Origin of the sequence: Cellulosimicrobium sp. XJ-DQ-B-000, assembly GCF_031119065.1 — a bacterium.
Taxonomy (GTDB): Bacteria; Actinomycetota; Actinomycetes; order Actinomycetales; family Cellulomonadaceae; genus Cellulosimicrobium; species Cellulosimicrobium funkei.
The window spans coordinates 198,775-217,925 of the sequence record NZ_JAVHYN010000004.1 but is presented as its reverse complement, the minus strand read 5'-3'; the positions used below and the strand labels follow the sequence as shown (position 1 = coordinate 217,925).

18 protein-coding genes are annotated in these 19,151 nt (G+C 73.6%); 1 reads left to right on the top strand and 17 read right to left on the bottom strand.

Features of this window, described 5'->3' with window-relative positions:
- Window positions 1–29: 29 nt before the first annotated feature.
- From urtE to RDI86_RS08710, 12 genes are all read right to left on the bottom strand, one after another.
- The gene (gene urtE / locus RDI86_RS08765; protein ID WP_061268117.1) at window positions 30–722 is read right to left on the bottom strand and encodes an urea ABC transporter ATP-binding subunit UrtE; all 693 of its coding nucleotides are present in this window, start codon (window positions 720–722) and stop codon (window positions 30–32) included.
- Entirely contained in the window at window positions 722–1,690 is a 969-nt protein-coding gene (urtD, locus tag RDI86_RS08760) for an urea ABC transporter ATP-binding protein UrtD (RefSeq protein WP_021483531.1), read from the bottom strand. The genes urtE and urtD overlap by 1 nt, the downstream gene beginning before the upstream one ends.
- The gene (urtC, locus tag RDI86_RS08755; RefSeq protein ID WP_308821191.1) at window positions 1,687–2,910 is read right to left on the bottom strand and encodes an urea ABC transporter permease subunit UrtC; all 1,224 of its coding nucleotides are present in this window, start codon (window positions 2,908–2,910) and stop codon (window positions 1,687–1,689) included. Before urtC ends, urtD begins: the two co-directional genes overlap by 4 nt.
- Complete coding sequence (urtB, locus tag RDI86_RS08750) at window positions 2,907–3,791, bottom strand: urea ABC transporter permease subunit UrtB (protein WP_043653602.1); 885 nt, start codon at window positions 3,789–3,791, stop codon at window positions 2,907–2,909. Before urtB ends, urtC begins: the two co-directional genes overlap by 4 nt.
- Before the next feature lie 201 nt (window positions 3,792–3,992).
- A complete protein-coding gene (gene urtA / locus RDI86_RS08745) occupies window positions 3,993–5,258 on the bottom strand; it encodes an urea ABC transporter substrate-binding protein (protein ID WP_308821190.1) in 1,266 nt (421 codons plus the stop codon).
- Between the two features lie 198 nt (window positions 5,259–5,456).
- Complete coding sequence (locus RDI86_RS08740) at window positions 5,457–6,446, bottom strand: energy-coupling factor ABC transporter permease (protein WP_308821189.1); 990 nt, start codon at window positions 6,444–6,446, stop codon at window positions 5,457–5,459.
- A 1-nt stretch (window position 6,447) separates the two neighbouring features.
- Window positions 6,448–7,278, bottom strand: a complete 831-nt coding sequence (locus tag RDI86_RS08735) for an urease accessory protein UreD (protein WP_308821188.1) — start codon at window positions 7,276–7,278, stop codon at window positions 6,448–6,450.
- Between the two features lie 20 nt (window positions 7,279–7,298).
- Window positions 7,299–8,144 (bottom strand): urease accessory protein UreG, encoded by an 846-nt coding sequence (ureG, locus tag RDI86_RS08730; RefSeq protein WP_308821187.1) that lies wholly within the window; start codon window positions 8,142–8,144, stop codon window positions 7,299–7,301.
- Window positions 8,137–8,934 (bottom strand): urease accessory UreF family protein, encoded by a 798-nt coding sequence (locus tag RDI86_RS08725; RefSeq protein WP_308821186.1) that lies wholly within the window; start codon window positions 8,932–8,934, stop codon window positions 8,137–8,139. The genes ureG and RDI86_RS08725 overlap by 8 nt, the downstream gene beginning before the upstream one ends.
- A gap of 1 nt (window position 8,935) precedes the next feature.
- Window positions 8,936–10,654 carry an urease subunit alpha gene (locus tag RDI86_RS08720; protein WP_308821185.1) on the bottom strand — a complete coding sequence of 573 codons (1,719 nt, stop codon included), beginning with the start codon at window positions 10,652–10,654 and terminating at the stop codon, window positions 8,936–8,938.
- 3 nt (window positions 10,655–10,657) lie between these two features.
- Window positions 10,658–11,032, bottom strand: a complete 375-nt coding sequence (ureB, locus tag RDI86_RS08715) for an urease subunit beta (RefSeq protein ID WP_308821184.1) — start codon at window positions 11,030–11,032, stop codon at window positions 10,658–10,660.
- A 43-nt stretch (window positions 11,033–11,075) separates the two neighbouring features.
- Complete coding sequence (locus tag RDI86_RS08710; protein WP_043654671.1) at window positions 11,076–11,378, bottom strand: urease subunit gamma; 303 nt, start codon at window positions 11,376–11,378, stop codon at window positions 11,076–11,078.
- 213 nt (window positions 11,379–11,591) lie between these two features.
- Between RDI86_RS08710 and RDI86_RS08705 the strand changes: the two genes are divergently transcribed.
- The gene (locus RDI86_RS08705) at window positions 11,592–13,544 is read left to right on the top strand and encodes a glucoamylase family protein (protein WP_308821183.1); all 1,953 of its coding nucleotides are present in this window, start codon (window positions 11,592–11,594) and stop codon (window positions 13,542–13,544) included.
- A gap of 36 nt (window positions 13,545–13,580) precedes the next feature.
- Here RDI86_RS08705 and RDI86_RS08700 read toward each other — a convergent pair whose 3' ends face one another.
- The 5 genes from RDI86_RS08700 to RDI86_RS08680 all read right to left on the bottom strand — a co-directional run bounded on the left by RDI86_RS08700 (window position 13,581) and on the right by RDI86_RS08680 (window position 19,073).
- Window positions 13,581–14,597 carry a LacI family DNA-binding transcriptional regulator gene (locus RDI86_RS08700; protein ID WP_308821182.1) on the bottom strand — a complete coding sequence of 339 codons (1,017 nt, stop codon included), beginning with the start codon at window positions 14,595–14,597 and terminating at the stop codon, window positions 13,581–13,583.
- A gap of 159 nt (window positions 14,598–14,756) precedes the next feature.
- Window positions 14,757–15,926, bottom strand: coding sequence for a family 1 glycosylhydrolase (locus tag RDI86_RS08695; RefSeq protein WP_308821181.1), 1,170 nt, complete (start codon window positions 15,924–15,926; stop codon window positions 14,757–14,759).
- A 23-nt stretch (window positions 15,927–15,949) separates the two neighbouring features.
- Complete coding sequence (locus RDI86_RS08690; protein ID WP_168945015.1) at window positions 15,950–16,843, bottom strand: carbohydrate ABC transporter permease; 894 nt, start codon at window positions 16,841–16,843, stop codon at window positions 15,950–15,952.
- 1 nt (window position 16,844) lies between these two features.
- Window positions 16,845–17,768 (bottom strand): carbohydrate ABC transporter permease, encoded by a 924-nt coding sequence (locus tag RDI86_RS08685; RefSeq protein WP_021481814.1) that lies wholly within the window; start codon window positions 17,766–17,768, stop codon window positions 16,845–16,847.
- A 15-nt stretch (window positions 17,769–17,783) separates the two neighbouring features.
- Window positions 17,784–19,073 (bottom strand): extracellular solute-binding protein, encoded by a 1,290-nt coding sequence (locus RDI86_RS08680; protein WP_061268126.1) that lies wholly within the window; start codon window positions 19,071–19,073, stop codon window positions 17,784–17,786.
- Between the last annotated feature and the right edge of the window lie 78 nt (window positions 19,074–19,151).

Below are 19,151 nucleotides of genomic sequence, written 5' to 3'. Positions count from 1 at the left end.
GGCCACCCACCGCCCCGCGAGCACGGTGCCTACACCGCCATCGCCGCGCGCACGCTGTGCTCGGCGGCCTCGCCGCCCGCGCCGCGGCTCGTCACGCGCCCGGACTGCAGGACGACGTAGTCGCGTGCCGCGCCGAGCGCGAACCCGACGTGCTGCTCGACGAGCAGCACGGACAGCCCGCCCGCGTCGGTGAGCGTGAGGATCGCGTCCTCGATCTCCGTGACGACGGACGGCTGGATGCCCTCGGTGGGCTCGTCGAGCACGAGCACGCGCGGGCCGGTGAGGAGGGCGCGCGCGATGGCGAGCTGCTGGCGCTGCCCGCCGGACAGGAGCCCCGCCCGCCGGCCGAGCAGCCCGCGCAGGGCGGGGAACAGGTCGAGCGCCTCGTCGAGGCGGCGCGGCCCCTCGCGCGACGTGTCGGCGACGAGCTGGAGGTTCTCCCGCGCCGTGAGGTCGCCGAACGACTGCTGCCCCTGCGGCACGTACGCGAGACCGCGCCGCACGCGCTGGTGGGTCGGGAGGCGGGTGAGGTCCTCGCCGTCGAGCACGACGCTCCCCGACCGGGCCTTGAGCAGCCCGAGCGCGGTGCGCAGGAGCGTCGTCTTGCCGGCGCCGTTGTGCCCGAGCACGGCGGCGACGCCACCGGCGGGCACGGTGACGTCGACGCCGTGGAGCACCATGGTCCGGCCGTAGCCGGCGTGCAGGCCCGTGAGCTCGAGCATCACGCCTCCTTCTCGTCGGTCGTCGGGGCCGACGACGTCGGCGCAGCGCCCCGTCGTCGGGCGCCGCGGGTCGCGCCCGCGCTGCCGAGGTAGACCTCCTGCACGCGCGGGTCGGCCTGCACCTCGGCGTACGTGCCCTCGGCGAGCACCTGCCCGAGGTGCAGCACGGTCACCGAGGACGCGAACGCCCGCAGGAACTCCATGTCGTGCTCGACGACCACGACGGTCCGCTGGGCGCCGATGCGTCGCAGCAGCTCTCCCGTCTGCTCGCGCTCGGCCTGGCTCATGCCGGCGACGGGCTCGTCGAGGAGCAGCAGCCGCGCGTCCTGGACGAGCAGCATGCCGATCTCGAGCCACTGCTTCTGCCCGTGCGCGAGGATCCCCGCCTGGACGTCGCGCAGGTGGGCGAGCCCCACGGTCTCCAGCGCCTGCTCGACGGCCGCGGGGGTCGAGGACCGGCGGCGCAGCAGCGTGAGCGGGCCCCGGCCGGCGCCGGCCGCGATGTCGAGGTTCTGCAGCACGCTCAGCTCCTCGAAGACGCTCGCGGTCTGGAACGTGCGCCCGACGCCCGCCCGCGCGATGCGGTGCGTCTTCTTCCCGAGGAGCTCGACGCCCCCGAACTGCACCGAGCCGGACGCCGTGGCGAGGCCGGTGATCGCGTCGACGATCGTCGTCTTGCCCGCGCCGTTGGGCCCGATGAGGAAGCGCAGGTCGCCCGCGGTGACGGTGAGGTCGACGCCCTGGACGGCGACGAACCCGTCGAACTCGACGCGCAGCCCCCGGACCTGGAGGTAGTCGTGGCGGAAGCGCGAGTCGTCGACGCCGAGGACGGCCTGCGCGGCCTCCAGGTCGAGGCCGTCGCCCGCGACGCCGGTCTCGAGGACGGCGGCGCCGAGCGTCTCCAGGTCGGTCGCCGCGTTCGCCGCGTTCGCCGCGTCCGCGGTGGGCTCGGTGGGTCGGGTGGTCATGCGGTCCTCCCGGTGGTCGCGGGGTCGTGGTCGACGGCGGTCGTCCCCGCGGTGGCCGACCCGCCCGCGGTGGTGCCGCCGCCCGGGCGAGCGTCCTCCGAGGCGGCGTCGCCGGCCGGGGTGGGGCCGTCGTCGGGCACGGGGGTGGCGCGCGACCGGCGCCGTCGCGTGAACAGCTCGGCGAGGCCGCCGGGCAGGAACGCGACGACGAGGATGAACAGCGCGCCCTGCGCGTAGATCCAGCCGGACGGGAACGTCTCGGACAGGCTCGTCTGCGCCCAGCTCACGGCGACGGACCCGAGCACCGGCCCGAGCAGGGTGGCCCGGCCGCCGATCGCGACCCCGATGAGGAAGCCGATCGACGGCACGACCCCCACGTCGGCGGGCGAGACGATCCCGACGATCGGCACGAACAGCGCACCGCCCACGGCGGCCATGAAGGCGGCGACGGCGTACGCGACGACCTTGACCTTCGCGGGGTCGTAGCCGAGGAACCGCACGCGGTTCTCCTGGTCGCGCACGGCGACGAGCAGCTCGCCGAAGCGCGACACCATGAGCTGGCGCGCGACCGCGACCATGACGAGGAGGGCCCCGGCGGCGAGGAAGAAGAGCATCCGCTTGTTCACGGGGTCGGCGAGGTCGTACCCGAAGAACGAGCGGAACCCGTTGAGGCCGTTGGTGCCGCCCGTCGTCGCCTGCTGTCCGACGAGGAGGATCGCGAACGCGGCGGCGAGCGCCTGCGAGAGGATCGCGAAGTACGCGCCCCGCACGCGTCGCGTGAAGACGGCGAACCCGAGCAGCGCGGCGAGGCCCGCGGGTACGACCGCGATGGCGAGGATCGTCACGACGGGCGACCGGAACGGCTCCCACCAGCCCGGGACCTCGCCCGAGCCGTAGAGCATCATGAAGTCCGGGACGCCGTCCGGCCCGGCGTCCGCGAGCTTGAGGTGCATCGCCATGAGGTACGCGCCGAGGCCGAAGAACACGCCCTGGCCGAGCGTGAGCATCCCGCCGCGGCCCCACGCGAGCCCGATGCCGACGGCGACCATGGCGAGGCACAGGAACTTCCCGAGCAGGCCGAGCCGGAACGTGGAGAGCGTCGCGGGCGCGACGGCGAACAGCAGGACCGCGGCGACGGCGAACCCGACGACGACGCGGGCGCGCGACGAGCGGTACAGGGCGGCGAGCCGCGACGGCCTGCCTGTCGTGACGGCGGTCATGCGAGGCTCCTCGTCCGGACCGACACGAGGCCCTGGGGTCGCACTTGGAGGAAGACGACGATGACGACGAACACGAGCACCTTGGCGATGCTCGCCGTCGTCGAGTACTCGAAGGTGGCCTGGAGCAGCCCGAGCGCGAACGCGGCGACGACCGTGCCCTTGATCTGCCCGATGCCGCCGGCCACGACGACGAGGAACGCGTCGACGACGTAGCTCGTGCCGAGCGTGGGCCCGATGGACCCGAGCAGGGTGAGCGCGACGCCCGCGATCCCCGCGAGGCCCGAGCCGACGAAGAACGTGAGGCGGTCCGTCGCACGGGTGGAGACCCCGCTCGCCTCGGCGAGGTCCCGGTTCTGCACGACGGCGCGGATCCGCCGCCCGAGCGGCGTCACCTTGAGCACGACGGCCAGCGCGACGACGGCGACGACGGCGAGCGCCAGGATGAACACGCGCGTCCTCGGGACGGCGAGGCCGAACAGGTCGACCGCGCCGCTCAGCCAGGCGGGGGCGCGCACGTCGACGTTCGGGGCGCCGAACACGTCGCGCGCGACCTGCTGGAGCACGAGCGCGACGCCCCAGGTCACGAGCAGGGTGTCGAGCGGCCGCTTGTACATGCGGTGGATGAGCGTCGCCTCGAGCAGCAGGCCCAGCAGCCCGCCGACGAGGAACCCGAGCGGCAGCGACACGAGGAGCGAGAGCCCGGCGTTCCCGACGACCCCCTGCACGACGAACGCCGTGTAGGCGCCCGCCATCATGAACTCGCCGTGCGCCATGTTGATGACGCCCATCTGACCGAACGTGAGCGCCAGCCCGAGGGCGGCGAGGAGCAGGACCGAGCCGAGGCTCAGGCCCGCGAAGAGCTGCGAGAACAGCACGTCCATGGGCGGTACGCCTTCCGGTGGGTGCGTGCGAGGTGGGCAGGGTGCTGCGTGCGGCGACGTGACGGGAGAGGCGGGGAGCGGGGTGTGAGCGCCGGGTCGTGGCGGGTCTGGCGGGAGCCCGCGAGGAACGAGCGGGCGGATGGTAGACCCGGCGCTCACACCCCGGTTCCCGCCGGGCTCGAGCCCGGCGGGCCTCCCCACCTACGAGAGGCCCTCGGCCCAGTCGTAGCCCTCGAGGTACGGGTCGGGCTCGATCGGCTCGCCCGAGCTCCACTCGGTGTAGATGAGGCCGTCGGGGCCGATCTTGCCGATCAGGGCGGTCTTCGCGACGTGGTGGTTGTCGCCGTTCACGGTGACGGACCCCTCCGGCGCGTCGAAGGTCACGCCGTCGGCGGCCTCCTGGACGTCGGCGACGTCGAACGACTCGGCCTTCTCGACCATGCCCTTCCACAGGTAGAGCGACGTGTACGCGGCCTCCATCGGGTCCGACGTCACGCGGTCGGCGCCGTACTTCGCCTGGAACGCCTCGACGAACGTGGTGTTCTCCGGGCTGTCGATGGTCTGGTAGTAGTTCCAGGCCGTGAGCTGGCCCTCGACGTTCTCGATGCCGACGCCGCCGACCTCCTCCTCGGCGATCGACACCGACACGACGGGCATCGTGTCCGGGCCGAGCCCGGCGTTCTTGTACTCCTTGAAGAACGCGACGTTGGAGTCGCCGTTGAGCGTGTTGAACACGGCGTCGGCCCCGGCGGACCTCACCTTGTTGACGATCGTGGAGAAGTCGGTGTGGCCGAGGGGCGCGTACTCCTCGCCGAGGACCTCGATGCCGTGGGCCTCCGCGTAGGCGTTGATGATCTTGTTCGCGGTGCGGGGGAAGACGTAGTCGGAGCCGACGAGGAAGATCGACGTGACGCCCTGCTCCTTGAGGTAGTCGAGCGCGGGGACGATCTGCTGGTTCGTCGTCGCGCCGGTGTAGAAGATGTTCGGCGACGACTCGAGGCCCTCGTACTGGACGGGGTAGAACAGCAGCGAGTCCTGCGCCTCGAAGACGGGGAGCATCGCCTTGCGCGACGCGGAGGTCCAGCCGCCGAACACCGCGGCGACGCAGTCGCTCGTGATGAGCTTCTCCGCCTTCTCCGCGAAGACGGTGGGCTCGGACTGCCCGTCCTCCTGGACGATCTCGAGCTGCTTGCCGAGCACGCCGCCGTCGGCGTTGATCTCCTCCGCCGCGAGGGCGAGCGAGTCCGCGACGGTCTGCTCGGAGATCGCCATCGTGCCCGAGAGCGAGTTGAGGAAGCCGATCTTGACGGTGTCGCCGGAGGTGTCGACGCAGCTCTCGGCGGTGCTGGTCGTGGAGCCCCCGCCCTCGCCGGCCTCCGTCCTCGCGCCGCACGCGGTGAGCGTGAGCGCGAGCGCGACGAGGGCGGCGGCCGGGGCGAGACGGGTCGTGGCGCGTGAAGGTGTCACGAGGGTCCTTTCAGCGGGTTCTCACAGCGGGGTTCTCGGCGGGTGCCGACGGCTGCCGGACGGGCGGCCGCTCCTCGCGGGCTCCGGGTACGGGCGCGTATACGGCCGTGCGCCCTGCGCGGTGCCCACGGTCGTCGACGCTAGTGACGGCGTGTTTCGGGCGTTCTGCCCGGGTTGTTAACGGGGCGTGTCAGGCAGTCACGATCCGGTCACGCCGGCCCGGGCGGTGCGACGGCCGGCGGCGCGCAGGCCCGCGCCCAGCACGCCGACGGTCAGCGCGACGACGAGCGCGACGCCGACGAGCCCTGCGACGCCGACGAAGATCCCGCCGACCTCGCCGTAGTCCGCGAGGGGTGCGCCCGCGAACGCGTGGTCGCGTGCGGCGTCGGCGAACCCGACCGACTCGGCGGTCGCCTCGAGCCCGTCGGGCGTCGCCGCGGCGAACGACGACACGACGACGGCGGCGAGCAGCGCCCCGGTGCCGAGGGCGAGGACGGCGCGCCGCACCGCGGCGAGGGGGGCGGACGGCGCGAGCGCGGGGGCCCGGCGGTCCTCGACGGCCGCGACGCCCGGCGCGACGGCGAGCACGAGGCCGACGACGCCGGCGGTGATGAGCGCCTCGCCGAGCCCGACGAGGAGGTGCACGCCGAGCATCTGGCCGACGAGCTCGCCGACCGGGACCGGCACGGTCCCGCCGACGGCGAAGAGGCCTGCGAACACCGCGGCGGACACCGGGACGCTCACGAGCGCGCCGGCGCCGGCGCCGGCGGCGGCCGCGGCGCCCCGGCCGCGCGTCGCGCGGAGCACCCCGCGCGTCACCGCCCAGCCGACGAGCGTCCCGACGACGGCCATGAGGAGCACGTTCGTGCCCAGGGCGGTGAGCCCGCCGTCGGCGAACACGAGCGCCTGCACGAGCAGCACGGCGGTCACGGACAGCACGCCGAGCCACGGCCCGACGAGCGCCGCCGCGAGCGCCCCGCCCATGAGGTGCCCGCTCGTGCCGGCGGCGACGGGGTAGTTGAGCATCTGCACGGCGAAGACGAACCCGGTCGTCGCGGCCGTGAGCGCGACGCGCCGGGGGGTGAGGTCCTCGCGTGCCCGGTACGTGGCGTACGCGACGGCGGCGAGGGACACGACGGCGGTGGTCGCCGACGTGGGGTCGTCGAGGAAGTGGTCGGGGACGTGCATGTCAGGCTCCTGTCGTCAGCAGTGCGGTGCGGTGGTCGGGGAGGCCGAGGTCGGGGAGGCCGCGCGTGGCGCGCACGGCCGCCGCCCAGGCGGTGACGACGCCGTCGGTGCCGGCGTCGTGGGTGCTCGCCCCCAGGTGGCGGACGACGGCGCCCGGGCCGTCGAGGTCGAGCCGCAGGGGGCCGGACGGGGCGGCGGCGTGCGCCGCGGGCGGCCGGGCGCCCAGGCACAGCACCGAGTCGACGACGCGGGCGTCACCGAGGATCCCGGGCAGCGCCCGGTCGTCGCCGAGGTCGAGGTCCTCGACGAAGAGCTCGCGCGCCTGCCGGGGCGTGCCCCCTGCATCTGGTGACTCTCGCGGGGCCCCGGTCTCGTCGGTGGCCCGGGTGCGCGAGCGCAGGCGCCCGCCCCGCTCCCCGGTCCGGCCGAGCACGAGCGTCTCGCGGAGCAGCGCGACGGCGCTCCTGCCGAGGCGCACGTCGGTGCGCCGGTCGACGTCGGCCCCGTCCGCGACGACGAACGGCAGCGCGTCCCAGACGAGGAGGCCGTCGTCGTCGACCCGGACGGCGACGTCCCAGGACGCGGACCGGCCGCGCCCGGCGTACGCGACGGTGCCCGACACCTCGACGAGCTCGACCTCGACGCCGTGCCCGACGTGCACCTCGACCCGGACGCGGTCGCCGCCCAGGAGCATCGCGCGCGTCGCGACGAGCGCGACGCGCACCCTCGTGGGGCTCGCGGACAGCACGCGCGGGCTCAGCGCGCCGGGGCGCAGGTCGCAGCGCACGCGGCCGCCCTCGCGGTACGCCCCGACGCGCGTCACGTCGTCCACGTGCGGCCCGTCGCCCGGGGTCAGCCGCGCCCGGGCGCGGTCACCGGCTCCGCGGCTGCGGCGTCGTGCACGTGGGCGGGGGAGCGGTCGTCGTGGGCGGGCGAGTGGTCGTGCGGGGCGTCGCCCTCACCGTGGGTGTGGAGGAGCCCGCCGCCGTCCTCGTCGGCGTGGAAGTGGGGCGCCATCGGGCCCGGGTCCTGCGGCACGTGCGCACCGGCCCGGTGCGCCGCGAGCAGCGTCTGCACCCACGTCGTGAGCGTGTCGATCGACTCGCGGTCGAGGCGCGAGAGCGCGAGCACGGGGGCGCCGTCGCGCGCGGCCGTCGCGTCGAGGACCATGCGCGGGAGGTCCACCCCCACGTACGGCGCGAGGTCGGTCTTGTTGACGACGAGCAGGTCCGCCCGGGCGATCCCCGGCCCGCCCTTGCGCGCGACGTCGCCGCCCCCGGCGACGTCGAGCACGAAGATCTGCGCGTCGACGAGCGCGGGCGAGAAGGTGGCGGTGAGGTTGTCGCCGCCGGACTCGACGAGCACGACGTCGAGCGGCGCGAAGTCCTCCTCGAGGTCCTCGACGGCGAGGAGGTTGGCGGTGACGTCGTCGCGGATCGCGGTGTGCGGGCACGCGCCGGTCTCGACCGCGCGGATGCGCTCGGGGTCGAGCACGCCCGCGGAGCGCAGGAACCGCGCGTCCTCGTCCGTGTAGATGTCGTTGGTGACGACCCCGAGGCGCAGCACCTCGGACAGCTCGCGGCACAGGAGCGCGATGAGCGAGCTCTTGCCGGTGCCGACGGGGCCGGCGACGCCGAGGCGCAGCGAGCGGGTCGTGGGGGTCGTGGCGGTCGGAGCGTCGGGCAGGTTCTCAGGCACTGAACAGCCTCTCGGTGGTGCGGGCGTGGGTCTCGGCCCACTGCTCGACGAGCGGTGCGCCGTGCGCGGGGATCGCGCGGGGGTCGGTCAGGGGGGCGACGTCGTGGGCGAGCGCGTCGATCGCGGCCTGCGACGCGACGACCCAGCCCGTCGCGACGACCGGGTCGACGGGCTCGAGCTTCAGCGTGGCCGCGGCGACGGTCTGCACGTCCTCGTACCCGACGAGGCGCGCGACCTGCAGCGCGGACAGCCCCGCGCAGGCGGCCGTCACCCCGAGCACCAGGGGGCGCGGGGGCTGCGGCGCCCGGCGGCCCGACGGCGGTCGGCCGCCCGGACCGCCGCGGCCCTCGTCCGCGGGGCGCGCGGCGGCGACGAGCGCCGCCGCCGCGTCGAGCGCGGCGACCGCGGGGTGCCCCGCCCACAGGCGGCGCAGGAGCCGGAGGTAGCCTCGGCCGAGCCGCTGCGACGTCTCGCGGAGCGCGGGCGACGGCGTCCGCGCCGCCCACGCGACCCAGGTGTCGGCGAGGGCGACCGCGGCGGGCGGGAGGTCGTCGTCGGGCGTGAGCGCCGCGTGCCGCGCGACGACGGCGGTCGCGGCCTCGGTGCGCGTGACGGTGGCCAGGCGGGCGCGCACGTAGTCGGGGACGCGCGCGGCGGGCATCCCGGCGCGCAGCGCGGGCTCGAGGCCCGCGGACTGCGTGTGGCCGCCGGTCGGCAGCCGCGCGTCGGCGAGGAGCGCGAGCATGAGCTCGGCGCGCCCGTCGGCGTCGTGGCGGGGGAGGCCGTCCATGTCAGAACAGCGAGTAGAGCTGCGCGAGGGGCAGCCGGTCGGCGGGGGCGGGGATGACGAGCTCGCCGTCGACCTCGATCGCGAAGGACTCGGGGTCGATGTCGATCCGGGGCAGGTAGTCGTTGTTGCGCATCTGCGCCTTCCCGACGTCGCGCGTCCCGGCCACGGGCAGGAGCGTCCGGGCCAGGCCGAGCCGCTCCGCGAGGCCGTCGTCGAGCGCGGCGGGCGACACGAACGACACGGACACGTCGGCCCCGATCGCGTCGGCGAGCGCGGGCCGCATGAGCACGGGCTGCGGCGACGGGATGGACGCGTTGGGGTCACCCAGCGCGCCCCACACGAGCGCCCCGCCCTTCATGACGACGCTCGGCCGCACGCCGAACAGCTTCGGCTCCCACAGCACCAGGTCGGCGAGCTTGCCGGGCTCGACGGACCCGACGTGCGCGTCGATCCCGTGCGCGACGGCCGGGTTGATCGTGTACTTCGCGACGTAGCGCCGGGCGCGCAGGTTGTCGGCCGGCAGGACGGGCCCGGGGGCGCCGCCGGGGATCGGGCCGCGCCGCGCCTTCATGACGTGCGCCACCTGCCATGTCCGCGTCACGACCTCGCCGATGCGCCCCATGGCCTGAGCGTCGGACGACGTGATCGAGATGGCGCCGAGGTCGTGCAGCACGTCCTCGGCGGCGATCGTGGTCCCGCGGATGCGCGACTCGGCGAACGCGAGGTCCTCCGCCACCTGCGGGTTGAGGTGGTGGCACACCATGAGCATGTCCAGGTGCTCGGCGACGGTGTTCACCGTGTGCGGGAGGGTGGGGTTCGTCGAGCCGGGGATGACGTTCGGGTGGCTCGCGACGGTGAGGATGTCGGGCGCGTGCCCGCCGCCCGCGCCCTCGGCGTGGAACGCGTGGATCGAGCGGCCGCCGATCGCCCGGAGGGTCGACTCGACGAACCCCGCCTCGTTGAGCGAGTCGGAGTGGAGCGCGACCTGCAGGCCCCAGTCGTCGGCGGCCCGGAGCGCGGCGTCGATCGCCGCGGGCGTGGACCCCCAGTCCTCGTGCACCTTGTAGCCGCCCGCGCCGGCCATCGCCTGCTCGCGCAGACCCTCGGCGCTCACGGTGTTCCCCTTGCCGAGCAGCAGCACGTTCACGGGGAGCCGGTCGAGCGAGCGGTGGATCGCCTCCAGGTGCCAGGCGCCGGGCGTGACCGTCGTGGCCTTCGTGCCCTCGCTCGGGCCGGTGCCGCCGCCCGCGACCGTCGTGATGCCCGTGGCGAGCGCCTCGACGACCTGCGACGGCGAGATGAGGTGCACGTGCGAGTCGATGCCGCCCGCGGTGAGGATCCTGCCCTCGCCGCTCACGACGTCCGTGCTCGGGCCGATGTGGAGGTCGGGGTGCACGCCGTCCGCGACGTCGGGGTTGCCCGCGCGGCCGAGCGCGACGATCCGCCCGTCGCGGATCCCCACGTCCGTCTTCACGACGCCCCACCAGTCCAGCACGACGGCGTTGGTGATCACCGTGTCGAGCGCGCCCTCGGCGCGGGTCGTCGTGCCCTGGGCCATCGACTCGCGGATCGACTTCCCGCCGCCGAACACGACCTCCTCGCCCCCGAAGGTGCGGTCCTCCTCGACCTCGATCCACAGGTCCGTGTCGCCGAGGCGCACCTGGTCACCCGTCGTCGGGCCGTAGAGCGCGACGTAGCGCTCGCGGGAGATCGCGACCATGCGTCAGTCCTCCTCGGGTGCGGTGGGGTCCAGGGCGCCGCCGTCGGGCTTGCCGCGCTGGAGCCCGGGGACGCGCCGTCGGCCGCGCAGCGCCACGGCCTGGACCTCGGCGGACGCGCCGGGCTCGAACCGCCGCGACGTGCCGGACGGCACGTCCAGCCGGAAGCCGTGCGCCGCCGCGCGGTCGAGGTCGAGCGCCGTGTTGGCGTCGGGCAGGTGGAGGTGCGAGCCGATCTGCACGGGCCGGTCGCCCGTGTTCGTCACGACGAGGGTCGCGCGCTCGTCGTCCGAGCGGTCGGCGTTGAGGACGAGCGGCACGTCCTCCGCGCCCTCCCGGAGCCGGATCGCGCCCGGTCCCGAGGTGCTGATGCCTGCCATGCCTCGCCGTCCTCTCGTCGTGCGTCGCGTCGCCGGGACCGGCTCAGGCGATGGGCTGGTGGATGGTGACGAGCTTGCGCCCGTCGGGGAACGTCGCCTCGACCTGGACGTCGGGCAGCATCTCCGCGACGCCCTCCATCACCTCGTCGCGACCCAGCACGGCGCGCCCGGAGACCATGAGCTCCTCCACGGCGGCCCCCTCGCGGGCCCGCTCGATCACCCACGTCGTCAGGAGGGCGACCGTCTCCGGGTAGTTGAGCAGGACGCCGCGCTCGCGCCGGTCGCGGGCGACCATGCCGGCGACGGCGAGCAGCAGCTTCTCGGTGTCGGCGGGCGTCAAGTGCATGGCGGCGATCCTGTCGCGCCCGCGTTTCGGGCGTGTATACCCCGCGTTATACGTTCGTGTACCCGCTGCGCGGCCCGTCGTCCGCCACGCCTCCGTGGTCGTGCGCCGGCTCCGGGCGAGCCGTTGACCCCTGCTCGACCGAGGGCTACTCTCTCCGCCCCCATTCGGAAAGTTCGGCCGAAATTTCGGGGCCGCGACACGAAGGAGTGCCTGATGGATGGATCGACCGACCGCGCGTGCGAGGGCGTACGGCGCCGACGCAGGGCGACGGGCCTCGTCGCCGGCGGGCTCGTCGGCGGGCTGGCGCTCGCAGCGGGACTCGCCGTCCCGGCCGCGGCCGAGAGCGCCCCGGCCGCCGCCGAGGGCGCCCCGCGCACGGCGAGCGTCCCGGCGACGGCGACGCCCGCTGTCGGGCAGCCCGCCCTGACGGGCGCGCAGCGCGCGACGCTGGAGACGTACCTGGAGGACACCTACACCTCGCTGGAGGCCATGACCGACGAGGAGACCGGCCTGCCCGCGGACAACATCGAGGGCGATCTGGACCCGGCGTCGAGCAGCGCGTACACGTCGCCGACGAACATCGGCGGCTGGCTGTGGTCCACCGTCGTGGCGCGCGACCTGGGCCTGGTCGACGAGGCCGAGGCGCGCGACCGCCTCGCGACGACGATCGACACGGTCGCGTCCCTCGACCGGCACGACGCGAGCGGCATGTTCTACAACTGGTACGACCCGGCGACGGGCGACCGGGTGGAGACGTGGCCGGACGACGGCAACCCGGTGCACCAGTTCCTCAGCTCGGTGGACAACGGCTGGCTCGCCGCGGGCCTGCGCGTCGTCGCGGAGGCGGAGCCGAGCCTCGCGGAGGAGGCGCTGGCCGTCTACGACGGCATGCACTTCGGCGCGTTCTACAACGCGGAGGCGCGCCCGGACCTCGGCGTCGGGCTGCTGCGCGGCGGGTTCTGGGACGAGGAGCCGCCCGGGTGCTCGGTCGCCGGGGACTACCTCGGCACGGGGACCGACGTCTACTACACGTGCCACAACTACGACACGACGGTCTCGGAGACGCGCATCGCGACCTACCTCGGCATCGCCGAGGGCGAGGTGCCGCCGGAGGCCTACTACGCGAGCTATCGGACGTTCCCGGACACGTGCGACTGGTCCTGGCAGGAGCAGAAGCCGGTCGGCGAGACGCGCGAGCACCTGGGCGTCCCGGTGTTCGAGGGGGCGTACCGCTACCGCGACCTCGCGGTCGTGCCGGGCTGGGGCGGATCGATGTTCGAGGCGCTCATGCCGGACATGCTCGTCCCCGAGGCGGAGTGGGGCCCGACGTCGTGGGGCGTCAACCACCCGCTCGTGGTGCGCGCGCACAAGGAGCACGGTCTCGACGAGGCCGGGTACGGGGCCTGGGGCTTCTCGCCCGCGAGCAACCCCTTCGGCGGGTACGCGGAGTACGGCGTCGACGCGATCGGTCTGCGATCCGACGGCTACCTGTCCGACGGCGAGACCGACGTCGACCTCGGCTTCGAGGGCTGCCGCGAGGCCACGAACCCGGCGCCGGAGTTCGGTGACGGCGTCGTGACGCCGCACGCGTCGTTCCTCGGGCTCGCGTACGACACCGAGGGCGTGCTCGACAACCTGGCCCACCTCGCGGACGACCTCGACGCGTACGGGCCGGGCGGGTTCTACGACTCGGTCGCGGTCCGCTCGGGCACGGTCGCCGAGCGCTACCTGTCGCTCGACCAGGCGATGATCGTCGCCGCGATCGGCAACGTCCTCGACGACTCGCGCCTCAAGGACTACTTCGTCGACGACCGGCTCGAGCAGGCGCTGCGCCCGCTCATGGAGGCGGAGACCTTCACGGCCGTCGCCGACCTCACGCCCGGCGTGGGCGCCGACGTCGAGGTCGAGGCGCGCTGCCTCGGCAACCGGGCGGCCGTCGCGGTGCGCGCCACCAGCACGTCCGACGGCCGCACGACCGTCGAGCTCGCCACCCCGTACGGGACGCGGTCGTACGACGACGTCGCCCCGCACCGCAGCACCTACCGGGCGTTCTCGGCGCGCACGGCGGAGATCCCGTCGGGCACCGCGACCGTGACGGTGACGTCCGACGACGGCGCGACCGTCCAGGAGCTGCCGTACCGCTACGCGGGCGTCTCCTGCGGCTGACCCCACGCACCGCGGCCGACCGCCGTGCCGCGCGCGTCAGGCGCGCGGCGCGGCGGTCGACGCGCGCACGACGAGGCTCGTCGCGAGCTCCGTGCGCAGGGTGCGGCCGCTCGCGCTGCGTGCCCGGTGCACGAGCGCGACGGCCGAGGCGCCCATCTCGACGAGCGGCTGACGCACCGTGGTGAGCGGGGGGTCGGTCCAGGGCGCGACGGGCAGGTCGTCGAACCCGACGAGCGAGACGTCGTCCGGCACGGAGCGACCCGCCTCGCGCAGCGCCCGCAGCGCGCCGAGCGCGGTGTCGTCGCTGCACGCGAAGATCGCCGTCGGGGCGTCGTCGAGGGCGAGCAGCCGCTGCGTCTCCTCGTAGCCCGCGGCGACCCCGTAGGTGCTCAGGCGCACGAGGTCGTCGTCGACGGGCACGTCCGCCTGGATGAGCGCGGCGCGGTAGCCCGCGAGGCGGGCGAGCGCGTTGTCCTGCTCGGGGACGCCGGTGATCGTCGCGATGCGTCGGTGCCCCAGGGCGAGCAGGTGCGCCGTCGCCTCGAGCGCGCCCTGGAAGTTGGCCGCGCCGACGCTGAGCACGTCCTCGGGCGGACGGCGGCGCGGGTCGACGACGACGAGAGGCACCCCGGCCGTGGCGAGCGCGGCGCGCGCCTCGGCGTCGGGCACGGCGACGACGCTCACGAGACCGTCCGTGCCCCGGGCGAGCGCGTGCCGGACCCAGGCGCCGCAGTCGTCGGGGTCCAGCTCGACGGACAGCACGACGTCGAGCCCGAGGCGCCGCGCCTCGGCGACCGCCCCGCGCACGACCGCCTCGGACCACGGCCCCTCGAAGTCGACGATCCGGACGTCGACGAGCCCCGTCCGCCGGGACGTCGGGGGCCGGATCTCGTAGCCGTGCCGCCGCAGGACGGCCGCGACCCGTTCGCGCGTCGCCGCCGAGACGTCCGGGCGCGCGTTGAGCACCTTCGACACCGTGGGGACGGACACCCCGGCGTCGGCCGCGACCCGGGCGAGGGGGACGCCCTGCCGACCCGGCCGCGACGCTGCCATCCGAGCCCTCCGTCCGTCGTGCGACCCGCGGCCGGTCCGGCCGGGGAGCGTGCCCCGACCTCGGATCGTAGCGAGGCCCCGGGTCGCGACCGGGCCTGGCACGGACGACGACGGCCCGGCCGGGACCGCGAGGTCCGGACCGGGCCGCCGTGCGTGCGGTCAGTCGTCGAGCGAGACGGTCCCGCGCGCGACGCCGCCGAGCCAGCCGAGGCTGGGCTTGGGCGTGCGCTCGAAGGTCTCCGGGTCCCACGCGACGAGCCCGAAGGTAGGGGCGAACGAGCCCCACTCGTAGTTGTCGAGCAGCGACCAGTGCAGGTAGCCGAGCAGCGGGAGGCCCGCCTCCATCTCGGCGTGCAGCGCGCGCAGGGCGTCGCGCGTGTAGTCGATGCGGCGCGCGTCGTCCGCCGTCGCGATGCCGTTCTCCGAGACGAGGACCGGCAGGCCGGTGATCTCGTGCCCGAGGCGCGCGGCCTCCGCGATGGCGGGCGGGTAGTACTCCCACCCGGTGAGCGTCTTCTCGGAGTCCTCCGGGGCGGGCAGCGGCCCGTCCACGGTGATCCGCGTGCGCGTGTAGGCCTGGACGGCGACGAAGTCGTCGCCGCGCGAGGCCTCGAGGAAGACGGTCTCGCGCGGGTAGGCGTACTCGCGGAGGACCTCCTCGGCGCCCGGGTCGGCGAAGAACTGCTGCGGCGCGACGGGCCACCCGACGGGCACCCCGACGGTCCGCACGAGCTCCACGGCCCGGCGGTGCGCGGCGATGAGGTGCTCGGTCGCGACCGGGTCGGGCGCGTGCATCGTGCCGGCCTGGAGCTGCTCGGTGCCCTTGGCGGCCGTGATCATCATCGCGAGGATGTTCGGCTCGTTGATGGTGAACACGTGCGACGCGCGGTCGAGCAGCGGCAGCACGTGCTCGACGTACCGAGCGAACCGCTCGACGGACCGCGGGTCGGTCCAGCCGCCGTCCTCCGCGAACCAGCGCGGCGACGTGAAGTGGTGCAGCGTGACGAGCGGCGTGACCCCGTGCTCGAGGCAGCAGTCGATCATGCGGCGGTAGTGGTCGACCTCGGCCCGCGAGAAGCGGCCCTCGGCCGGCTCGATCCGCGCCCACTCGATCGAGAACCGGTATGAGGTGAGCCCGGACTCGGCCAGCAGCCGGATGTCGTCGGCGTACCGGTGGTAGGAGTCGGCGGCGTCGCCCGACGGCTCGGCGAGGGTCGAGGCCGGGTCGACCTCGCGCGCCCACCAGTCGCTGTTGACGTTGTTGCCCTCGATCTGGTGGGCCGCCGTGGCGGCGCCCCAGACGAAGGACTCGGGGAAGGTGATCGACACAGGCACTCCTCGTCGGTCGCCGGTCACTTGATGCCGGTCATGGCGATGCCCTGCACGAAGTAGCGCTGCAGGAACAGGAACAGGATGAGGATCGGCGTCACGACGAGCACGGACCCGGCCATGAGCAGGCCGTAGTAGGTGCCGTTCGAGCCGACCGAGTACAGCGAGAGCGCGACGGGGAGGGTGTACATGTTCTCCGTCTGCGCGACGACCAGGGGCCACAGGAAGTTGTTCCACGACCCGAGGAACGTGAGGATGCTCAGCGTCGCGAGCGGCGGCCCGCACTGGGGGAGCACGATCCGGAAGAAGACCCGGAACTCGCCCGCGCCGTCGATCCGGGCGGCCTCGATGAGCGCGTCCGGGATGCCGAGCATGAACTGCCTCATGAGGAACACGCCGAGCGGGCCGGCGAGGAACGGCAGGATGAGCGCCGGGTAGGTGTTGACGAGCCCCATGTTGGACACGAGCACGAACATCGGCACGAGCGTGACGACGCCCGGGACCATGAGCGTGAGCATGACGAGCGCGAACAGCACCTTCTTGCCGGGGAACTGCATCTTCGCGAGGGCGTAGCCGACCATCGAGCAGAAGACGATGTTGCCGAGCACCACGACGACGGCGACGACGATCGAGTTGGTGAAGTACTGCCCGTAGTTGAGCTGGGACAGCCACCGCTCGTAGTTGTCGAGCGTCGGGTTCTCGGGCCACCAGGTGATGGGCCGCTGCAGGAGCTCGCCCTGCGTCTTGAAGCTGCCGAGCGCCATCCAGATGAACGGCATGAGCGTCAGGAGCAGCCCGACGACCAGCGCGGTGTAGGTGGCGCCGCGCGACCAGCGGATCGGGCGTCGTGCCCGACGGCGCGGCGCGTCCTGGGGGGCCGACGTCGCGGAGGGGGTCCGCGAGGACGTGACGGTCATGTCAATCCTCCTTCGACCGCAGCAGGCGGAACTGGACGGCGGCGAGGGCGGCGATCAGCGCGAAGAGCACGTACGCGGCTGCGGAGGCGAACGCGTAGTTGCCGTACCCGAACTGGTTGTAGACGTAGTAGCTGATGGTCAGCGTCGAGTTGACCGGGCCGCCCTTGGTCATGACGAAGGGCTCCTCGAACACCTGGAGGAAGCCGACCGACAGCAGCACCGCGCCGAGCAGCAGCGTCGGGCGCATCAGCGGGACCGTGATGGAGCGGAAGCGCCGCCACGAGCCGGCGCCGTCGACCTCGGCCGCCTCGTAGACGTCGCGCGGGATCGCCTGCAGCCCGGCCAGGAAGATGATCATGAGCGTGCCCATGTTGCGCCACGCGGCCATGAGGATGATCGACGGCATCGCCCACGTGCTGTCGTTGAGCCAGTCGGGACCGTCGATCCCGACCCAGCCGAGCACGGTGTTGACGAGGCCCGAGTCCTGGAGGATGAACCGCCAGACGACCGCCACGGCGACGATCGACGTCACGACGGGCGTGTAGAAGCCGACGCGGAAGACGCTGCGGAACTTCTCGATGCCCGAGTTGAGCGCGACGGCCAGGGCGAGGCCGAGCACCATCGTCAGCGGGATGCCGACGAGGACGAAGTAGAAGGTGTTGACCAGCGCCTTGCGGAACAGCTCGTCCTGGAAGACGCCGGTGAAGTTCTCGATCCCGACGAAGTTCACCGCGAACGGGGTCTTGATGTCACGGATCGTGAGGTCCGAGAACGACATCCCGAACGACGCGAGCAGCGGCCCCAGCATGAAGACCGTGAAGACCGCGACGAACGGGAGCGCGAACAGCCAGGCGACGAGCGCTTGCCGTCGCCGGTGGACGGCGCCGGCCGTACGCCGGCGCCGTCCCTCGGTGGTGGTGGTCATGACTGACGGGCCCTGTTACCAGCCGAGCCCGAGCGTGTCGGCCTTGGCCTGGATGGCCTTCGCCGCGTCCTCGGAGGTCACCTGACCGTTCGCGACCTTCTCGGCCTCGGTCTCGATGGTGGCCGAGAGCTCGTCCCAGCTCGGGACGGTCGGCGGGGCGATCGTGTTCTCGAGCTGCTCCTGGAGCACCTGGGTGCGGGGGTTCGAGGTGAGCGCCTCGTAGTCCCACGCGCTGTTCAGCGCAGGCAGGTCGCTCGTCGCGTCGAACCACGCCTGCTGCGTCTCGGGCTCGGAGAGCCAGCGGATGAGCTTCCAGGCGCCGTCGGCGTTCTTGGCCTCGGCGAAGACACCGAGGTGCGCGCCGCCGATGTAGGAGTCGTTGTTGGCGGAGCCGGCGGGCACGGGCACGGTGGCCACGTTCTGCTCGACCCAGTCCTCGCCCTGGAGGTCGGCGAGCACGTTGACCATCCACGGGCCGGAGATGAACGCCGGGTCGGAGCCGTCGACGAACGCGCTGTTCTGCGAGTCGCCGTAGCCGGACAGCGGCGACAGGCCCTCGGTGAAGAACGACGCGTAGTAGTCGAGCGCGTCGACCATGGCCTGGTTGTCGAGGTCGAACCCGTCGCCGGCCTCGTTGAGGACGGAGCCGCCGGCCTGCGAGTAGAACGGCAGGATGACCTGCGTCGAGTCCTCGGCGTCGCCCATCGGGAGCTGGAGGCCGTAGGTCGAGCCGTTGGCCTTCATGGCCTCCGCGAACGCGGTGAGCTCCTCCCAGCTGGTGGGAGCCTCGACGCCCGCGGCCTTGGCGAGGTCGGAGCGGTAGTACAGGACGCGCGTCTCGACGTACCACGGCACGCCGTACGCGACGCCGTCGGCGACGGTCGAGGCGGCGGCGCCCTCGACGAAGTCGTCGTTGTCGACGAGGCCCTCGGGGACGGGGGCGAGGCCGCCGGTCGCGACCATCGTCGGCATGAAGGACGAGCCGATCATGATCGCGTCGGGCACGGTGCCCGCGGCGACGGCGGTCTGGAACTTCGTCATGACGTCGGCCCACGGGATCGTGGTGACCTCGACGTTCGCGTCGGGGTTCTCCTCCGTGAAGCCCTGGACGAAGTCGGGCAGCTTCTCGCCCTCCTCACCCATCGCCCAGATCGTGATGTCACCCTCCGCGGGCGCGTCGTCCACCGTCGTGGTGGAGCCGGCGCTGGTCTCACCACCCGTGGAGTCGTCGTCCGCGCGACCGCACGCGGTCAGGGCCAGGAGTCCGACGACGCCGATGGCGACCGCCTTGCGTCCGAGCTTCATGAGCAATCCTCCTCATCGAGCAGTCGGCTCGTCCGTGTGAGCCGCTGTGGAAACTACCTTAGCGTGCGCTCGGTTAGT

Excerpts from the sequence above, each read along its gene's own strand:
- urtE (WP_061268117.1), bottom strand. The coding sequence starts at position 722 with ATGCTCGAGCTCACGGGCCTGCACGCCGGCTACGGCCGGACCATGGTG.
- urtD (WP_021483531.1), bottom strand. The coding sequence starts at position 1,690 with ATGACCACCCGACCCACCGAGCCCACCGCGGACGCGGCGAACGCGGCG.
- urtC (WP_308821191.1), bottom strand. The coding sequence starts at position 2,910 with ATGACCGCCGTCACGACAGGCAGGCCGTCGCGGCTCGCCGCCCTGTAC.
- urtB (WP_043653602.1), bottom strand. The coding sequence starts at position 3,791 with ATGGACGTGCTGTTCTCGCAGCTCTTCGCGGGCCTGAGCCTCGGCTCG.
- RDI86_RS08740 (WP_308821189.1), bottom strand. The coding sequence starts at position 6,446 with ATGCACGTCCCCGACCACTTCCTCGACGACCCCACGTCGGCGACCACC.
- RDI86_RS08725 (WP_308821186.1), bottom strand. The coding sequence starts at position 8,934 with ATGGACGGCCTCCCCCGCCACGACGCCGACGGGCGCGCCGAGCTCATG.
- RDI86_RS08720 (WP_308821185.1), bottom strand. The coding sequence starts at position 10,654 with ATGGTCGCGATCTCCCGCGAGCGCTACGTCGCGCTCTACGGCCCGACG.
- ureB (WP_308821184.1), bottom strand. The coding sequence starts at position 11,032 with ATGGCAGGCATCAGCACCTCGGGACCGGGCGCGATCCGGCTCCGGGAG.
- RDI86_RS08710 (WP_043654671.1), bottom strand. The coding sequence starts at position 11,378 with ATGCACTTGACGCCCGCCGACACCGAGAAGCTGCTGCTCGCCGTCGCC.
- RDI86_RS08705 (WP_308821183.1), top strand. The coding sequence starts at position 11,592 with ATGGATGGATCGACCGACCGCGCGTGCGAGGGCGTACGGCGCCGACGC.
- RDI86_RS08700 (WP_308821182.1), bottom strand. The coding sequence starts at position 14,597 with ATGGCAGCGTCGCGGCCGGGTCGGCAGGGCGTCCCCCTCGCCCGGGTC.
- RDI86_RS08690 (WP_168945015.1), bottom strand. The coding sequence starts at position 16,843 with ATGACCGTCACGTCCTCGCGGACCCCCTCCGCGACGTCGGCCCCCCAG.
- RDI86_RS08685 (WP_021481814.1), bottom strand. The coding sequence starts at position 17,768 with ATGACCACCACCACCGAGGGACGGCGCCGGCGTACGGCCGGCGCCGTC.
- RDI86_RS08680 (WP_061268126.1), bottom strand. The coding sequence starts at position 19,073 with ATGAAGCTCGGACGCAAGGCGGTCGCCATCGGCGTCGTCGGACTCCTG.